This window comes from Micromonospora sp. NPDC007230 (assembly GCF_042869115.1).
GTDB lineage: Bacteria > Actinomycetota > Actinomycetes > Mycobacteriales > Micromonosporaceae > Micromonospora.
The window spans coordinates 1-14,583 of sequence record NZ_JBIAFE010000026.1 but is presented as its reverse complement, the minus strand read 5'-3'; the positions used below and the strand labels follow the sequence as shown (position 1 = coordinate 14,583).

Sequence of the window (14,583 nt, the reverse complement as noted above, 5' to 3'; positions counted from 1 at the left end):
GCAAGGTATCGATCACATAAAGCTCCTCGCGTCGCGCCGCTCACAATGGGTGATTGACTCACAATCGCGACATGTCGCGCCGTTGGCTCTTCGCCGATCAGCTGGGGCCGCACTTCCTCGACGACCGGAAGCAACCCGTCCTGCTGATCGAGTCGAAGGCGGTCTTCCGGCGTCGCGTCTACCACCGGCAGAAGGCCCATCTGATCCTCTCCGCGCTGCGGCACCGGGCCGCCGAGCTGGGTGACCAGGCGATCTTCCTGCGGGCCGAGACGTACGGGCAGGCGCTCAGCAAGGTCCGCGAGCCGCTGGAGGTGTGCCACCCGACCTCCCGTCGGGCGCTGGGGTTCGTCCGCAACCTGGACCGGGTCACGGTGCTGCCGGCCCGGGGTTACGTGACCAGCCTGGCGGACTTCGCCGACTGGGCCGACGGCCGCCGGGGCGCGTTGCGGATGGAGGCGTTCTACCGCTTCGCCCGGGAGCGGCACGGGGTGCTCATGACCGGCGGCGACCCGGTGGGCGGCCGGTGGAGCCTGGACCCGGAGCACCGCGAGCCGCCGCCGAAGGGCGGCGCGCTGGGCGTACCGGCTCCGCCGAGACCGAGGGAGGACGACATCGACGCGGAGGTCCGGGCCGACCTGGACCGCTGGGAGCGGGAGGGCATCCGGTTCGTCGGCCGGGACGGTCCCCGCCACTTCCCGGCCACCGCGAAGGAGGCGGAGGCCCGGCTGCGGCACTTCCTCCGGCACCGGCTCGCCGCGTTCGGCCGGTACGAGGACGCGATGCTCGCCGGCGACCCCTGGCAGGCGCACAGCGTGCTGTCCGCCGCGTTCAACCTCGGCCTGCTGGACCCGATGGAGGCGGTCCGGGGTGCCGAGCAGGCGTACCGCACGGAGGGCGCGCCGCTGGCCGGCGTGGAGGGCTTCGTCCGGCAGATCATGGGCTGGCGGGACTACGTCTGGCACATGTACTGGTATTTCGAGCCGGCCCGGCGCAACCGCCACGAGCTGGCCACGCGGCGGTCGCTGCCGGCCTGGTGGAACGAGCTGGACGCCGACGTGGTCGACGCGCACTGCCTGTCCGACGTGCTCACCGGCGTCCGCGACCGCGGCTGGGCGGATCACCTCCCCCGGCTGATGGTGCTCGGCAACTACGCCCTGCAGCGCGGCTGGCGCCCGGCGGAGCTGGCCGAGTGGTTCCACACCCGGTTCGTGGACGGCTACGAGTGGGTGATGACCGGCAACGTGATCGGCCTGAGCCAGTACGCCGACCTGGGCCGGATGACCACCAAGCCGTACGTCGCCGGGGGCGCGTACCTCAACCGGACGAGCGACTACTGCGGCGGCTGCCGCTACGACCCGAGTGAGCGGCTCGGCGAGAATGCATGCCCGTTCACCGCCGGCTACTGGGCGTTCCTGTCCACCAACCGCCCCCGGATCCCGGCCAACGCCCGGCTGGCCCGGACCATCAAGCAGTTGGAAGGCCTCAGCGACCTGGCCGCCGTGGTCGTTCAGGAGAAGCGCCGCGGCAACGACCCGCCGTGACGGCCCCGCCGGACGGCTCAGGCGGTCGGCGGCTCGCCGCTGACCGCCGGCTGGGCGCGGGGCGGGGCGTAGCGGGGCACGTACTCCTGGCCGGTGAGCTTCTGGATCTCGCTCATCAGCTCGTCGGTGATGGCGCGCAGCGAGGTCCGGTCGTCCGACCGGCCGGTGACGTCCAGCGGCTTGCCGAACCGGATGGCGATCTCGGCCCGGCCGGGCCGGGGCACCCGCGTGCCGATGGGCTGCGCCTTGTCGGTGCCGGTCACGCCGACCGGGATGATCGGCACGCCGGCCGCCACCGCCAGCCGGGCGGCGCCGGTGCGGCCCCGGTAGAGCCGACCGTCCGGGGAGCGGGTCCCCTCCGGGTAGACGGCGACCAGGTCACCGGCCTTGAGCACCGGGATGGCGGCGTCGAACGCGGACAGCGCCGCCCGGCCGCCGGCCCGCTCCACCGGGATGGCGCCCAGCCCGGTGAGCACGAACTTGGAGAACGCACCCTTCACGCCGGTGCCCTTGAAGTACTCCGACTTCGCCCAGAAGGCCAGGTGCCGCGGCACCACCGTGCCGAGGAGCAGCTCGTCGGCAACCGACAGGTGGTTGCCCGCGAAGATGGCGCCACCGGTCGCCGGGATGTGCTCCAGCCCTTCGACGGTTGGACGGAAGGCCAACCGGATCGTGGGCGCCACGGCGAGCTTGCCGATGGTGTAGAGCAGGGGCACGGGTCCTCCGGCGGTCGTACGGGACAGGCGGTGTCACGGTAGCGGACGGCCCCATGCCGGCCCTCTCGGGTGGCCGGCCGCCCGGGTGGTGGTCCGCCGGATCTCAGCCCGCCGGACCACCACCCTCAGCAGGTCATACCCGCCGCACGGCGACCGTCACCCGCTCGCCCTCGCCGACCTCGCCGGCGAAGCCCTCGACCCCCTCGGCGAAGTCGACCGTGTCGGCCAGCACCTCCCGGGCAACGAAGTCGGTGTACGCGGACACCGCCGCGCGCACCTCGTCGGACGCCGACAGCGCCACCACGATCCGGTCCGAGACGTCCAGGTCGGCGTCCCGGCGAGCCTGCTGGACGACCCGGACCACGTCCCGGGCCAGCCCCTCGGCGGCCAGCTCCGGGGTGACCTCGGTGTCCAGCACGACCACGCCCTCGCCGCCGGGCAGCGGCGCGGAGTGCTCGGCGTCGGCGGCGACCAGGCGCAGCTCGTACTCGCCCTCGGCGAGGGTGACCCCGGCGGCGACCGGGGTGGCGTCGACCAGTTCCCACTCCCCCGCCTTGACCGCCTTGATCACCTGCTGGACCGCCTTGCCGACCCGCGGGCCGAGCGCGCGGGGCACCACCGTCAGCACCTGCTGGCAGTACGCGGACACCTCGTCGGTGAACTGCACCTGCTTGACGTTCACCTCGTCGGCGACCAGGTCGGCGAACGGCCGCAACTGGTCCGCCCGCGACGAGGCCACGGTCAGCTTCGACAGCGGCAGCCGCACCCGCAGCCCCTTGGCCTTGCGCAGCGACAGGGTCGCCGAGGCGACCGCCCGGGTGGCGTCCATCGCGGTCACCAGCTCGTGGTCGGCCGGGAACTCGGCCGCCGCCGGCCAGTCGGTCAGGTGCACCGACCGCTCGCCGGTGAGGCCGCGCCAGATCTCCTCGGCGGTCAGCGGCGCCAGCGGCGCCACCACCCGGCAGAGCGTCTCCAGCACCGTCCACAGCGTGTCGAACGCCTCCGCGTCACCGGACCAGAACCGGTCCCGCGAGCGACGCACGTACCAGTTGGTCAGCGCGTCCAGGTAGGACCGGACGGTGGCGCACGCGCCGGAGATGTCGTACGCGTCCATCTGCGTCTGGACCGTCGACACCAGCTCGTTCGTCTTCGCCAGCACGTACCGGTCGAGCAGGTGGGTGGAATCCACCCGCCGCTTCGCCTGGTAGCCCTCCGCGTTCGCGTAGAGCGAGAAGAAGTACCAGACGTTCCACAACGGCAGCAGCACCTGGCGTACCGCGTCCCGGATGCCGGCCTCGGTGACCGACATGTCGCCGCCGCGCAGCACCGGCGAGGACATCAGCATCCAGCGCATCGCGTCCGACCCGTACGAGTCGAAGACGTGGTACACGTCCGGGTAGTTGCGCAGGCTCTTGGACATCTTGCGCCCGTCCGAGCCGAGCAGGATGCCATGGCTGAGGCAGTTGCGGAACGCCGGCCGGTCGAACAGCGCGGTGGCCAGCACGTGCATGGTGTAGAACCAGCCGCGGGTCTGCCCGATGTATTCCACGATGAAGTCGCCCGGGTAGTGGTGCTCGAACCACTCGCGGTTCTCGAACGGGTAGTGCACCTGGGCGAACGGCATCGAGCCGGACTCGAACCAGCAGTCCAGCACCTCCGGCACCCGGCGCATCATCGACGCACCGGTAGGGTCGTCCGGGTTGGGGCGGACCAGGTCGTCCACCGCCGGCCGGTGCAGGTCGGTCAGGCGTACGCCGAAGTCCCGCTCGAGGTCGGCCAGCGAGCCGTACACGTCCACCCGCGGGTAGTTCGGGTCGTCGGACTTCCACACCGGGATCGGCGAGCCCCAGAACCGGTTCCGGCTGATCGACCAGTCGCGGGCGTTGGCCAGCCACTTGCCGAACGAGCCGTCCTTGATGTGCCCCGGCGTCCAGTTGATCTGCTGGTTGAGCTCGACCATCCGGTCCTTGAACTGGGTCACCGCCACGAACCAGGACGACACCGCCTTGTAGACCAGCGGGGTGTCGCAGCGCCAGCAGTGCGGGTACGAGTGGGTGTAGGTGTCCTGCCGGAGCAGCACCCCCCGTTCCTTCAGCTCCCGGATCACCGACTTGTTCACGTCGAAGACCTGCTCGCCCTGGTACGGCGGGACCAGCGCGGTGAACCGGGTGTGGTCGTCCACGGTGACGACGGTCGGGATGCCGGCCGCGTTGCAGACGTTCTGGTCGTCCTCACCGAAGGCCGGGGCCAGGTGGACGATCCCGGTGCCGTCCTCGGTCGTGACGAACTCCGCGCCGAGCACCTGGTACGCGTTCGGCCCGGCCTGCTCGACCAGGAAGTCGTAGAGCGGCACGTAGCGGCGCCCGACCAGATCGCGGCCGGACACCGTGCCGACCTGCGCGTACCCCTCCAGCTCCTTGGCGTACGCGCCGAGCCGGGCGGCGCCGACGACGTACCGCGCGCCGTCGCGCTCCAGCACCGCGTACTCGATGTCGGGGCCGACGGCGAGCGCCAGGTTCGACGGGAGGGTCCACGGCGTGGTGGTCCAGACGCCCACCCGGACCGGGCCGCGCAGCAACTCCGGCGCGCCCTCGTCGGGGGTCAGCTCGAACCACACCGACACGGTCGGGTCGTGCCGGTCCTTGTAGACGTCGTCCATCCGGGTCTCGGTGTTCGACAGCGGCGTCTCGCACCGCCAGCAGTACGCCAGCACCCGGAAGCCCTCGTAGACCAGACCCTTGTCGTGCAGGGTCTTGAAGGCCCACATGACGCTCTCCATGTAGTCCAGGTCGAGCGTCTTGTAGTCGTTGGCGAAGTCCACCCAACGGGCCTGCCGGGTGACGTACCGCTCCCAGTCCTGGGTGAACTCCAGCACCGAGGTGCGGCACGCCTCGTTGAACCGGGCCACGCCCAGGTCGAGGATCTCGGCCTTGCTGGTGATGCCGAGCTGCTTCTCGGCCACCACCTCGGCCGGCAGGCCGTGGCAGTCCCAGCCGAAGCGCCGCTCCACCCGGCGGCCGCGCATGGTCTGGTAGCGCGGCACCACGTCCTTGACGTACCCGGTGAAGAGGTGGCCGTAGTGCGGCAGGCCGTTGGCGAACGGCGGGCCGTCGTAGAAGACGTACTCGTTGTCGGCGGCTCCGCCGCCGCCGGCGGAGCCCGCCGCCGTTTCCGATTGCCGGCCGGAGGCCGGCCTTGCCTCGACGGAGGCCTCGAAGGTCTTGTCGGCCGTCCAGTGCTCCAGGACCCGGCGCTCCACCGCGGGCAGGTCCGGGCTCGCCGGGACACCGGCGGCGGTCGGGTCGTGCAACGGATAGGCCATCGGGGGTCGCTCTCCTCAGCAGCTCACTCGTCGTGTGGTCTGCGAGGACGAACCCTTCCGATACGCCGTCACCGGCGTGCCGGGCAAGGCCCGCGGTACCACCCCGCTTGGCGGTCAAGGTGCGACCGCCCGCTCGTTGGCCGGCTGTGACGGGCCGGTCCCGTCCGGTTCTACTGGGCCGGTCACCCGGCCGTTCTTCCGGAGGCTCGCCGGTGATGGCCGGGTCGTCGCCTGTGTCCCGACAAGCGTACTCGACCCCGCGGCCGCTCCGCCCCCGAGTATCACCCCACCCCCAGTGATCATGAGGTTGGCGGCGGATCCCGAGATCGTCACCGCCGCCAACCTCATGATCGACGAGGGTCAGCCGGCCCGGCGCAGCTCGCATGAGCAGCGTCACAGGGCCGCGTCGTCACGCCGGCCGGCGCCGTATCCGTCGGGTAGGCGAATCGACGACACGAGGAGGCCGGGATGAGTCGGATCAACATGCCAGCGGTGGCGCCGGGGGCGTACCAGGCGGTGCTCGGGCTGGAGAAGTACGTCCGGGAGAACCTGGACCACACCGTGCTGGAACTGGTGAAGCTGCGGGCGTCGATGCTCAACGGCTGCGCGTACTGCGTCGACATGCACAGCCGCGACGCGCTCGCCGCCGGCGAGTCCAGCCGGCGGCTGTTCGCGGTCGCCGCGTGGCGGGACGCGCCGTTCTTCGACGAGCGGGAGCGGACCGCGCTGGCGCTGACCGACGCGGTCACCCGGCTCGGCGAGCACGGCGTGCCGGACGACGTGTGGGACGCCGCCGCGAAGGTCTGGTCGGAGAAGGAACTGGCCGACCTGCTCGTCGCGATCGCCACAATCAACGTGTGGAACCGAATCTCGGTGAGCACCCGGAACGAACCCCCGCTCGAGGTGTGACCACGACCGGGGCGGCGGAGGCGGCCGGTGCGCTCACCGCGCACCGGCCGATGCTGCTCGGGCTGGCGTACCGGCTGCTCGGCAGCCTGCACGACGCCGAGGACGTGCTGCAGGAGACGTACCTGCGCTGGCTGGACGTCGACCGGGAGTCGGTCGCCGAGCCGCGCCGCTACCTGTCCCGGGTGGTGACCCGGCTGGCGCTGGACCGGCTACGCGCCCGGCAGGCGGCCCGGGAGACGTACGTCGGTCCGTGGCTGCCCGAGCCGGTGCCGACCGCACCGTCGCCGTTCGGGCCGCTGGACACCGTCGAACTGCGGGACACCCTCTCCACCGCGCTGCTGCACCTGCTGGAGCGGCTCACCCCGCCGGAGCGGGCGGTGTACGTGCTGCACACCGCGTTCGCTCTGCCGTACGCCGAGATCGCCGACCTGCTCGGCCGGTCGGCCGCGGACTGCCGGCAACTGCACCACCGGGCCGTGGCGCGGATCGCCGACGACCGGCGCCGGTTCACCGCGGGCGCGGCCGAGCAGCGGCGGCTGCTGGAGGCGTTCCTCGCCGCGGCGCGCGACGGCGACCTGGCCCGCCTGACCGACCTCGTCGCCGCCGACGCCACCGCCTGGTCCGACGGTGGCGGCCGGGTCCGCGCGGCGCGCAACCCGGTACACGGCGCGGACCGGATCGCCCGCTTCTTCGCCGGCATCTACGCCCGCGATCGCGCCCCCGGCATCCGGACGACGCCGGCCGAGCTGAACGGCGCGCCGGCGCTGCTGCTGCGCTGGCCGGCCGGGACCCGCTACACGCTCGCGGTGGCCGCCGCCGACGGCCGGATCACCGGCGTCTACCTGGTCGGCAACCCCGACAAGCTGACCCGCGTCCCCGGCTGAACACACGCGACGGCCCCCGTCCCAGCGGGGACGAGGGCCGTCGGCGAGGACGTCAGCCCAGCTCGGGGAACCAGAGGGCGATCTCCCGCTTGGCGCTGTCGACCGAGTCGGAGGCGTGCACCAGGTTCTCCCGGTTGGAGAGGGAGAAGTCGCCGCGGATGGTGCCGGCGGCGGCCTTGCGGCCGTCCGTGCTGCCGATCATCCCGCGCACCACCTCGATCACCTGGTCGCCGGAGAGCACCAGGGCCACCAGCGGACCACCGGTCATGAACGTCTTCAGCGGCGGGTAGAACGGCTTGTCCACGTGCTCGGCGTAGTGCTGGTCGGCAAAGTCGCCGTCCATCGTCCGGGAGACCAACGCGTCGATCCGCAGGCCCTTGCGCTCGAAACGGCCGAGGATCTCGCCCACCAGACCGCGGCGCACCGCGTCCGGCTTGATCAGTACGAGCGTGCGCTCGTCCGGGCTGCTGCTGGACACGCTGGGTTCCTCCTGTGCGCGGAAGCGGGTCGGGCTGGGTACGGTCAGCGTAGCGACCCGGTCCCGGCACCGACGCGGCGGCCGCTCTTTCCCCCGGTCGCCGACACGGCCTAGCCTGGCCCTAGACCCCGGGAGGTCCACTGTGGCGAATGGCGGGAACCGACCCATCGCGCCGGTGCGCAAGCTGATCGGCGCGGTGCTGGGCACCGTGGCGACCTTCATCGTGCTGTTCGGTCTGGGCATGACGAGCTGGGCGATCGTGGCGCTCGGCATCGCGCTGCTCGTGCTGGCGATCGCCCTGGCCACCGTCCGTGGTGGCGGGCGCACCTGGGTGGTCGGCCTGGGCCACGTGCACAGCGCCTCCGAGCCGCCCACCCAGTACGCGTTCGGCCGCTGCGAGCTCCAGCTGGTGATCGACGCGCCCGGGCTGCCACCCCGGTCCAAGAAGATCATCGAGCCGCGGGTCCCGGTCGCCAAGTGGCCCTCCCTGGGCCAGGCCCTGCCGGTCCGCGTCGCCCTCGACGACCAGCGACACGTCCGCGTGCTGTGGGACGAGGTGCCCACCCACGCCGAGACGGCCGCCGCGGTCGCCGACCTCCCGCCCGAGTACGCCGGTCCCGACCCGGTCGACGAGGTGCTGATCGCGCAGGAGGCCCCGCCGTGGGCGGACCGCCCGGAGGAGGACTTCCGGGATGACTTCCCGCCCGCGCCGGACCCGGTCCTCGACGACGTCACGGCGCCGCCGGAGCCGCGCGAGCCGGTGGTGGTGCAGCAGCGCCCGGGCGGCCCGGTGGTGCTAGAAGGCCAACTCGTCGAGCCGACGGCCGGCGGCCCGCTGCCGCGCCGGGCCACCCCGGCCCCGCGCACGCCGGCCGATGAGCGGTTCGACACCGTGCCGGTCGACCCGATCGACGTCCCGCTGGACGAGCCGGCCGCCGAGGTGCCGCCCACCCCGGAGGAGCTGGACGAGGCCATCTTCGGCCCGGCCGGGGACGAGCCGGCCGAGCTGGCCACCCCGATCAGCGGGGTCGGGATCACCCTGCTCGTCACCGACCTGGACCGGTCGCTGGACTTCTACCGACGCCTCGGCTTCGAGGAGCTCGACCGCGGCACCGGCAACGCGGTCCTCTCCTCCGGGGCGACCCGCCTGGTGCTGCGCCAGGTGAGCGGGGCCGCGCCGATCAGCCGCCGGCTGGTCCACGTCAACCTGGAGGTCGACGACATCCAGGCCGCGTACGAGCGGCTGCGCGGGTCCGGCGTGCGCTTCACGTACGCCCCACGGGTGGTCAACCGGGGCACGAAGCTGGAGGTGTGGGCGGCGGCCTTCCGCGACCCGGACGGCCACGGCGTCGCCCTCACCCAGTGGCGCACCCTCGCCGACGCCTGAGTCGCGCCGAGCGGGGTCCGGCCGGGGCGCTCAGCCGAGGACGACCCGCCGCACGTGCAGGGCGTACGCCCAGACCAGGGCGAAGATGACCCCCAGCACGAGCAGCGACCAGTGCAGCAGCCCGGACAGCATCAGCAACCCCTGGAGCACGGTCCCGGCGTGCCAGGCCCACGACCGTTTCATCTGTCCGGCCAGCACCACGCAGGCCACCGCCAGCGCCACGATCACCCCGACCGCGGTGCCGCCGAGGTGCCCGCCGACCACCCGGATCGGCTGGATGGCCAGCAGCAGCACCAACGCCTCCAGCGCCAGCGTCCCCGCGCCGAGCCCGCGGACGGCCTTGTCCGGGTTCCGCAACCCGGACCGCCGCTCCCCCGGGCCCGGCTCGCCGTCACCCGGACCGGGCGAGGACGGGGCAGGCCTGGCCGGGTGGTCCTCGGCGCCGGGGCGCTCCTCCACCGGGCCGGTCATCGCTTGAGCAGCCGGCGGGCGTCGGCCACGGTCACCACCGATCCCGTGATCAGCACGCCGACCCCGGCCAGCTCGCCCGGTACGTCGGACTCGGCCTCGGCGACGGCCGACTCGATGGCGTCCGGCATCTCCTCGGCGACCTGCACCCGGTCCGGTCCGAAGACCTCCCGGGCCAGCGCGGCCAACGCGTCGGCGGGCATGGCCCGGGGCGAGCTGTTGCGGGTGACCACGAGCGAGTCGAGCACCGGCTCCAGCAGTTCCAGCAGGCTGGCCACGTCCTTGTCGCCGAGCACGGCGAGCACGCCGACCAGCTTGCTGAACGCGAACTCCTCCTGCAGCGCGGTGACCGTGGCGGCCATCCCGTGCGGGTTGTGCGCGCCGTCGAGCAGGATCGTCGGGGCGGTACGCACCTTCTCCAGCCGTCCCGGCGAGGTGGCCGAGGCGAAGCCCTCCCGGACGGCCTCGATGTCGAGCTGCCGCTTGGCGCCCGCGCCGAGGAACGCCTCGACCGCGGCGAGCGCCACGGCCGCGTTCTGTGCCTGGTGCGCGCCGTGCAGCGGGATGAAGATCTCCTCGTACACCCCGCCGAGGCCCTGGATGGTGAGCACCTGGCCGCCGACCGCCACCGCCCGGCGGAGCACGCCGAACTCGGCGCCCTCACGGGCGACGGTCGCGCCGACCTCGGCGCAGCGCTCCAGGATCGGCCGGGCGGCCTCCTCCTCCTGCGCCGCCGCGATCACGGTGGCCCCCTTGTGGATGATGCCCGCCTTGTGCAGCGCGATGTCCTCGACGGTGTCGCCGAGCCACTCGGTGTGGTCCAGCCCGATCGGGGTGATCACCGCGACCCCGGCCTGGATCACGTTGGTCGAGTCCTCGGCGCCGCCGAGCCCCACCTCCACCACCGCGACGTCGACCGGCGCGTCGGCGAACGTGGCGAACGCCAGCGCCGTGGTCATGTCGAAGTAGGTCAGCGGCTCGGCGGCGCGCTGGTCGACCAGCTCGGCCAGCGGCGCCACCTCCCGGTACGTGGCGACGAACCGCTCCTCGCTGACCGGCTCCCCGTCCAGGCTGATCCGCTCCCGGACGGTCTCCAGGTGCGGGCTGGTGTAGCGGCCGGTGTGCAGCCCGAACGCCCGCAGCAGCGAGTCGATCATCCGGGCCGTCGAGGTCTTGCCGTTCGTGCCCGTCAGGTGGATCGACGGGTACGCCCGCTGCGGGCTGCCGAGCAGGTCGAGCAGGCTCTCGATCTTCTCCAGCTCGAAATGCATGCGGGTGAAGCCGCGCTCGCCGAGCGCGGCTTCCACCGCGGCGAATTCGGTACGGTCGGTCACGAGGGAAGCGCCTCCAGCGCGGCGTCGATCCGGACCAGGTCCGCCTCGGCCACCGCGAGCCGCTCACGGATCTTGGCGACCACGGGCTCGGGCGCCTTGCCGACGAACGCCGGGTTGTCCAGCTTCGCCCGCGCCTGGGCGACCTCCTTCTCGGCGGCCGCCCGGTCCTTGGTGAGCCGCGCCCGCTCGGCGGCCACGTCGATCGAGCCCCGGGTGTCCAGCGCGACACTCACCTCGCCGGGCATGGCGAGGGTGGCGCTGGCCTGGAATTCGTCGCCGGGGGCGTCCAGCCGCACCAGCGACCGCATCAGCGGCTCGTGCGCGGCAAGGCCCGCCGGCCCGAGGCCGTCGAGCCGGGCCGCCACCCGCTGCGTCGGGCGCAGCCCCTGGTCGGAGCGGAACCGCCGGATCTCGGTCACCACCCGCTGCAGGGTACCGACCTCGCTCTCCGCGGCGTCGTCGACTCCGGTACGGTCGGCCACCGGCCAGGTCGCGGTGAGCACCGTCTCCCCGCCGGTCAGCGCGCTCCACAGCTCGTCGGTGACGAACGGGATCACCGGGTGCAGCAGGCGCAGCAGCTGGTCCAGCACGTGCCCGAGCACCCGGCGGGTGGCGTCGGCCGCCGGCCCGCCCTCGGCGAGCACCGGCTTGCTGAGCTCCACGTACCAGTCGCAGACGTCGTCCCAGGCGAAGTGGTAGAGCAGGTCGCACACCTTGGCGAACTCGTACGCCTCGAACTGCTCGTCCACCTCGGCGGTCACGTGCGCCAGGCGGGACAGGATCCACCGGTCGACCGTCGACAGCCCGCTCGCCGCCGGCAGCGGCCCCTCGGTGTGTGCGCCGTTCAGCAGGGCGAACCGGGTGGCGTTCCAGAGCTTGTTGCAGAAGTTGCGGGAGCCCTGGCACCACTCCTCGCTGACCGGCACGTCCTGACCCGGATTGGCGCCCCGGGCCAGGGTGAACCGGGTGGCGTCGGCGCCGAACCGGTCGATCCAGTCCAGCGGGTCGACCACGTTCCCGAACGACTTGGACATCTTCTTGCCGTGCTCGTCGCGGACCATGCCGTGCAGCGCGACGACGTCGAAGGGCTGCACGCCGTCCATCGCGTACAGGCCGAACATCATCATCCGGGCGACCCAGAAGAAGAGGATGTCGTACCCGGTGACCAGCACGCTGGTCGGGTAGAACTTCGCCAGGTCAGGGGTCTGCTCCGGCCAGCCGAGGGTGGAGAACGGCCACAGGCCGCTGGAGAACCAGGTGTCCAGGACGTCCTCGTCCTGCCGCCAGCCCTCGCCGGTTGGCGGCTCCTCGTCGGGGCCGACACAGACGATCTCGCCGGCCGGGCCGTACCAGACGGGGATGCGGTGGCCCCACCAGAGCTGCCGGGAGATGCACCAGTCGTGCATGTTGTCGACCCAGGCGAAGTAACGCTTGGCCAGCTCGGCCGGCTCGATCCGCACCCGGCCGTCGCGGACCGCGTCGCCGGCGGCCTTGGCCAGCGGGGCGGTGTTGACGAACCACTGCAGCGACAGCCGCGGCTCGACCGTGGTCTTGCACCGCGAGCAGTGCCCCACCGCGTGCAGGTACGGCCGCTTCTCGGCCACGATCAGCCCCTGCTCGCGCAGCGCGGCGACGATCGCCGGGCGGGCCTCGTACCGGTCGAGTCCCTGGAACGGGCCCGGCGCGGTGATGATGCCCCGCTCGTCCATGATCGTCAGCGCCGGCAGGTCGTGCCGCTGCCCGATCTCGAAGTCGTTCGGGTCGTGCGCCGGGGTCACCTTGACCATGCCGGTGCCGAAGCTGGGGTCGACGTGCTCGTCGGCGACGATCGGGATCCGCCGGTCGGTGAGCGGCAGCGCCACGGTCGTGCCGATCAGGTGCCGGTAGCGCTCGTCCTCCGGGTGCACCGCGACCGCGGTGTCGCCGAGCATGGTCTCCGCCCGGGTGGTGGCCACCACGACCTCGTCGCTGTAGCGGATCGAGATCAGTTCACCCTCGTCGTCGGTGTGCTCCACCTCGATGTCGGACAGCGCAGTGAGGCAGCGCGGGCACCAGTTGATGATCCGGTTCGCCCGGTAGATCAGCCCGGCGTCGAAGAGCTTCTTGAACATGGTCTGCACGGCCCGGGACAGGCCCGCGTCCATGGTGAAGCGCTCGCGGTCCCAGTCGACCGCGTCGCCGAGCCGGCGCATCTGGCCCAGGATGGCGCCGCCGGACTCCGCCTTCCACTGCCAGACCCGCTCGACGAACTTCTCCCGGCCCAGGTCGTGGCGGGACAGGCCCTGCGTGGCGAGCTGCCGCTCGACCAGGTTCTGGGTGGCGATGCCGGCGTGGTCCATGCCGGGCAGCCAGAGCGCCTCGAAGCCCTGCATCTTCTTGCGGCGGGTGAGGGCGTCCATCAGCGTGTGCTCGAACGCGTGGCCCATGTGCAGCGAGCCGGTGACGTTCGGCGGCGGGATGACGATGGTGAAGGGCGGCTTGTCGCTCTCCGCCGACGCCCGGAAGTGGCCGGCGGCTACCCACTGCTCGTACCGTCGCTGCTCTACCTCGCCGGGCTGGTACTGGCCGGCAAGGGCAGGGGCGTCGGGGCGTCGGGCATCCAGTCTCTCGGTCACCCTGAAAGTCTACGGAGCGCTTCTGGAGACCTGACGTGCGCCACCTCTTGTTCGCGTACGGTGGCGGACATGTCCGACGCACATCTCACCGAGCGCCCGGTGGACGACGGGTCCGAGCCGGTCGACCTGACCGACGAGCCGATCCAGCTGAGCCGCCGGGATCCGGCGATGGAGCCCGAACGGCGTCCCGCCTCGCGCCGGCGCCGGATCGTGCTGGGCGCGGCGCTGGCCGTCGGGTTGGCCGGTCTTGGGGCGCTCGGCGTCGGCGGCTGGCGGGTGCTGGCCCAGAAGGACACCACGCTGGATACGCCGGCGAAGGTCGCCGGGCTGACCCGAGACGACAGCGAGGGCGCCCGCACCACCGCGGACTACCTCCGCAACGGCTTCGCCGCCGACATCGACCTGGACCGGAGCTTCGGCACCGTCTACAGCGACCCGGCCGACGCCAAGCGGGCGGTGCTCGTGTTCGGCGGCACCACGTTGCTCTGGCAGCCGGAGCGGGACCTGGACACCCTCTTCGGGCTGATGGCCGACGAGACCGGCAAGGTGAGCAGGCTGCACGAGGTGGACGCCGGCCGCCTGGGCGGGGTGATGAAGTGCGGTTCGACCAGCGGCGACGGCGGTGACTTCGCGGTCTGCGGCTGGGCCGACCACGGCAGCGTGGTGATGGCGATGTTCGCGGGCCGTCCGGTGGACGATTCGGCCGTGCTGTTCCGGCAGCTGCGCGAGGGTATGCAGAGCCGCTGACCAGGGCGCTGCGGGACACCGTTCACGGCGGGCGTCCGGCGGCACGGCGATTCCCGCGCCGAAAACGCAGTCAGGGTCACCCGAAATCGGGTGACCCTGACTGGAATGTTTGTCCGGCGGTGTCCTACTCTCCCACACCCTCCCGAGTGCAGTACCATCGGCGCTGGAGGGCTTAGCTTCCG

Annotated in this window: 11 protein-coding genes; 5 read left to right on the top strand and 6 right to left on the bottom strand. The window is 72.4% G+C overall.

The annotated features are described in order from the left end of the window. Positions 1 to 71: 71 nt before the first annotated feature. Positions 72 to 1,541, top strand: coding sequence for a cryptochrome/photolyase family protein (locus ACFYML_RS29145; RefSeq protein ID WP_387423668.1), 1,470 nt, complete (start codon positions 72 to 74; stop codon positions 1,539 to 1,541). A gap of 17 nt (positions 1,542 to 1,558) precedes the next feature. On the opposite strand, the gene ACFYML_RS29140 is transcribed toward ACFYML_RS29145, so the two are convergent. Together ACFYML_RS29140 and ileS are read right to left on the bottom strand one after the other, a co-directional pair. Continuing rightward, positions 1,559 to 2,257, bottom strand: a complete 699-nt coding sequence (locus ACFYML_RS29140; RefSeq protein ID WP_357444006.1) for a lysophospholipid acyltransferase family protein — start codon at positions 2,255 to 2,257, stop codon at positions 1,559 to 1,561. A gap of 133 nt (positions 2,258 to 2,390) precedes the next feature. Beyond that, entirely contained in the window at positions 2,391 to 5,579 is a 3,189-nt protein-coding gene (gene ileS / locus ACFYML_RS29135; protein ID WP_387423667.1) for an isoleucine--tRNA ligase, read from the bottom strand. 468 nt (positions 5,580 to 6,047) lie between these two features. Here ileS and ACFYML_RS29130 point away from each other — a divergent pair, with 468 nt between their 5' ends. Both ACFYML_RS29130 and sigJ read left to right on the top strand, forming a co-directional pair. Further along, positions 6,048 to 6,488 (top strand): carboxymuconolactone decarboxylase family protein, encoded by a 441-nt coding sequence (locus ACFYML_RS29130; RefSeq protein WP_387272759.1) that lies wholly within the window; start codon positions 6,048 to 6,050, stop codon positions 6,486 to 6,488. Next, positions 6,485 to 7,372: an RNA polymerase sigma factor SigJ gene (gene sigJ / locus ACFYML_RS29125; protein ID WP_387423666.1), complete on the top strand. Its 888-nt coding sequence runs from the start codon at positions 6,485 to 6,487 to the stop codon at positions 7,370 to 7,372. Before ACFYML_RS29130 ends, sigJ begins: the two co-directional genes overlap by 4 nt. A gap of 52 nt (positions 7,373 to 7,424) precedes the next feature. Here sigJ and ndk read toward each other — a convergent pair whose 3' ends face one another. Further along, positions 7,425 to 7,850 (bottom strand): nucleoside-diphosphate kinase, encoded by a 426-nt coding sequence (gene ndk / locus ACFYML_RS29120; RefSeq protein ID WP_357444014.1) that lies wholly within the window; start codon positions 7,848 to 7,850, stop codon positions 7,425 to 7,427. A gap of 142 nt (positions 7,851 to 7,992) precedes the next feature. On the opposite strand from ndk, the gene ACFYML_RS29115 reads away from it, so the two are divergent. Then, on the top strand, positions 7,993 to 9,237 hold the full coding sequence (locus ACFYML_RS29115; RefSeq protein WP_387423665.1) for a VOC family protein: 1,245 nt from the start codon (positions 7,993 to 7,995) through the stop codon (positions 9,235 to 9,237). A 30-nt stretch (positions 9,238 to 9,267) separates the two neighbouring features. Here ACFYML_RS29115 and ACFYML_RS29110 read toward each other — a convergent pair whose 3' ends face one another. Genes ACFYML_RS29110 through ACFYML_RS29100 form a run of 3 tightly spaced genes read right to left on the bottom strand, consistent with a single transcriptional unit; the run spans position 9,268 to position 13,654 of the window. Continuing rightward, complete coding sequence (locus ACFYML_RS29110) at positions 9,268 to 9,708, bottom strand: DUF4233 domain-containing protein (protein ID WP_387423664.1); 441 nt, start codon at positions 9,706 to 9,708, stop codon at positions 9,268 to 9,270. Then, on the bottom strand, positions 9,705 to 11,039 hold the full coding sequence (locus ACFYML_RS29105) for a bifunctional folylpolyglutamate synthase/dihydrofolate synthase (protein WP_387423663.1): 1,335 nt from the start codon (positions 11,037 to 11,039) through the stop codon (positions 9,705 to 9,707). Before ACFYML_RS29105 ends, ACFYML_RS29110 begins: the two co-directional genes overlap by 4 nt. Beyond that, entirely contained in the window at positions 11,036 to 13,654 is a 2,619-nt protein-coding gene (locus ACFYML_RS29100) for a valine--tRNA ligase (RefSeq protein ID WP_387423662.1), read from the bottom strand. The genes ACFYML_RS29105 and ACFYML_RS29100 overlap by 4 nt, the downstream gene beginning before the upstream one ends. 69 nt (positions 13,655 to 13,723) lie before the next feature. On the opposite strand from ACFYML_RS29100, the gene ACFYML_RS29095 reads away from it, so the two are divergent. Further along, positions 13,724 to 14,401: a hypothetical protein gene (locus ACFYML_RS29095; RefSeq protein ID WP_387423661.1), complete on the top strand. Its 678-nt coding sequence runs from the start codon at positions 13,724 to 13,726 to the stop codon at positions 14,399 to 14,401. The last annotated feature ends 182 nt before the right edge of the window (positions 14,402 to 14,583 follow it).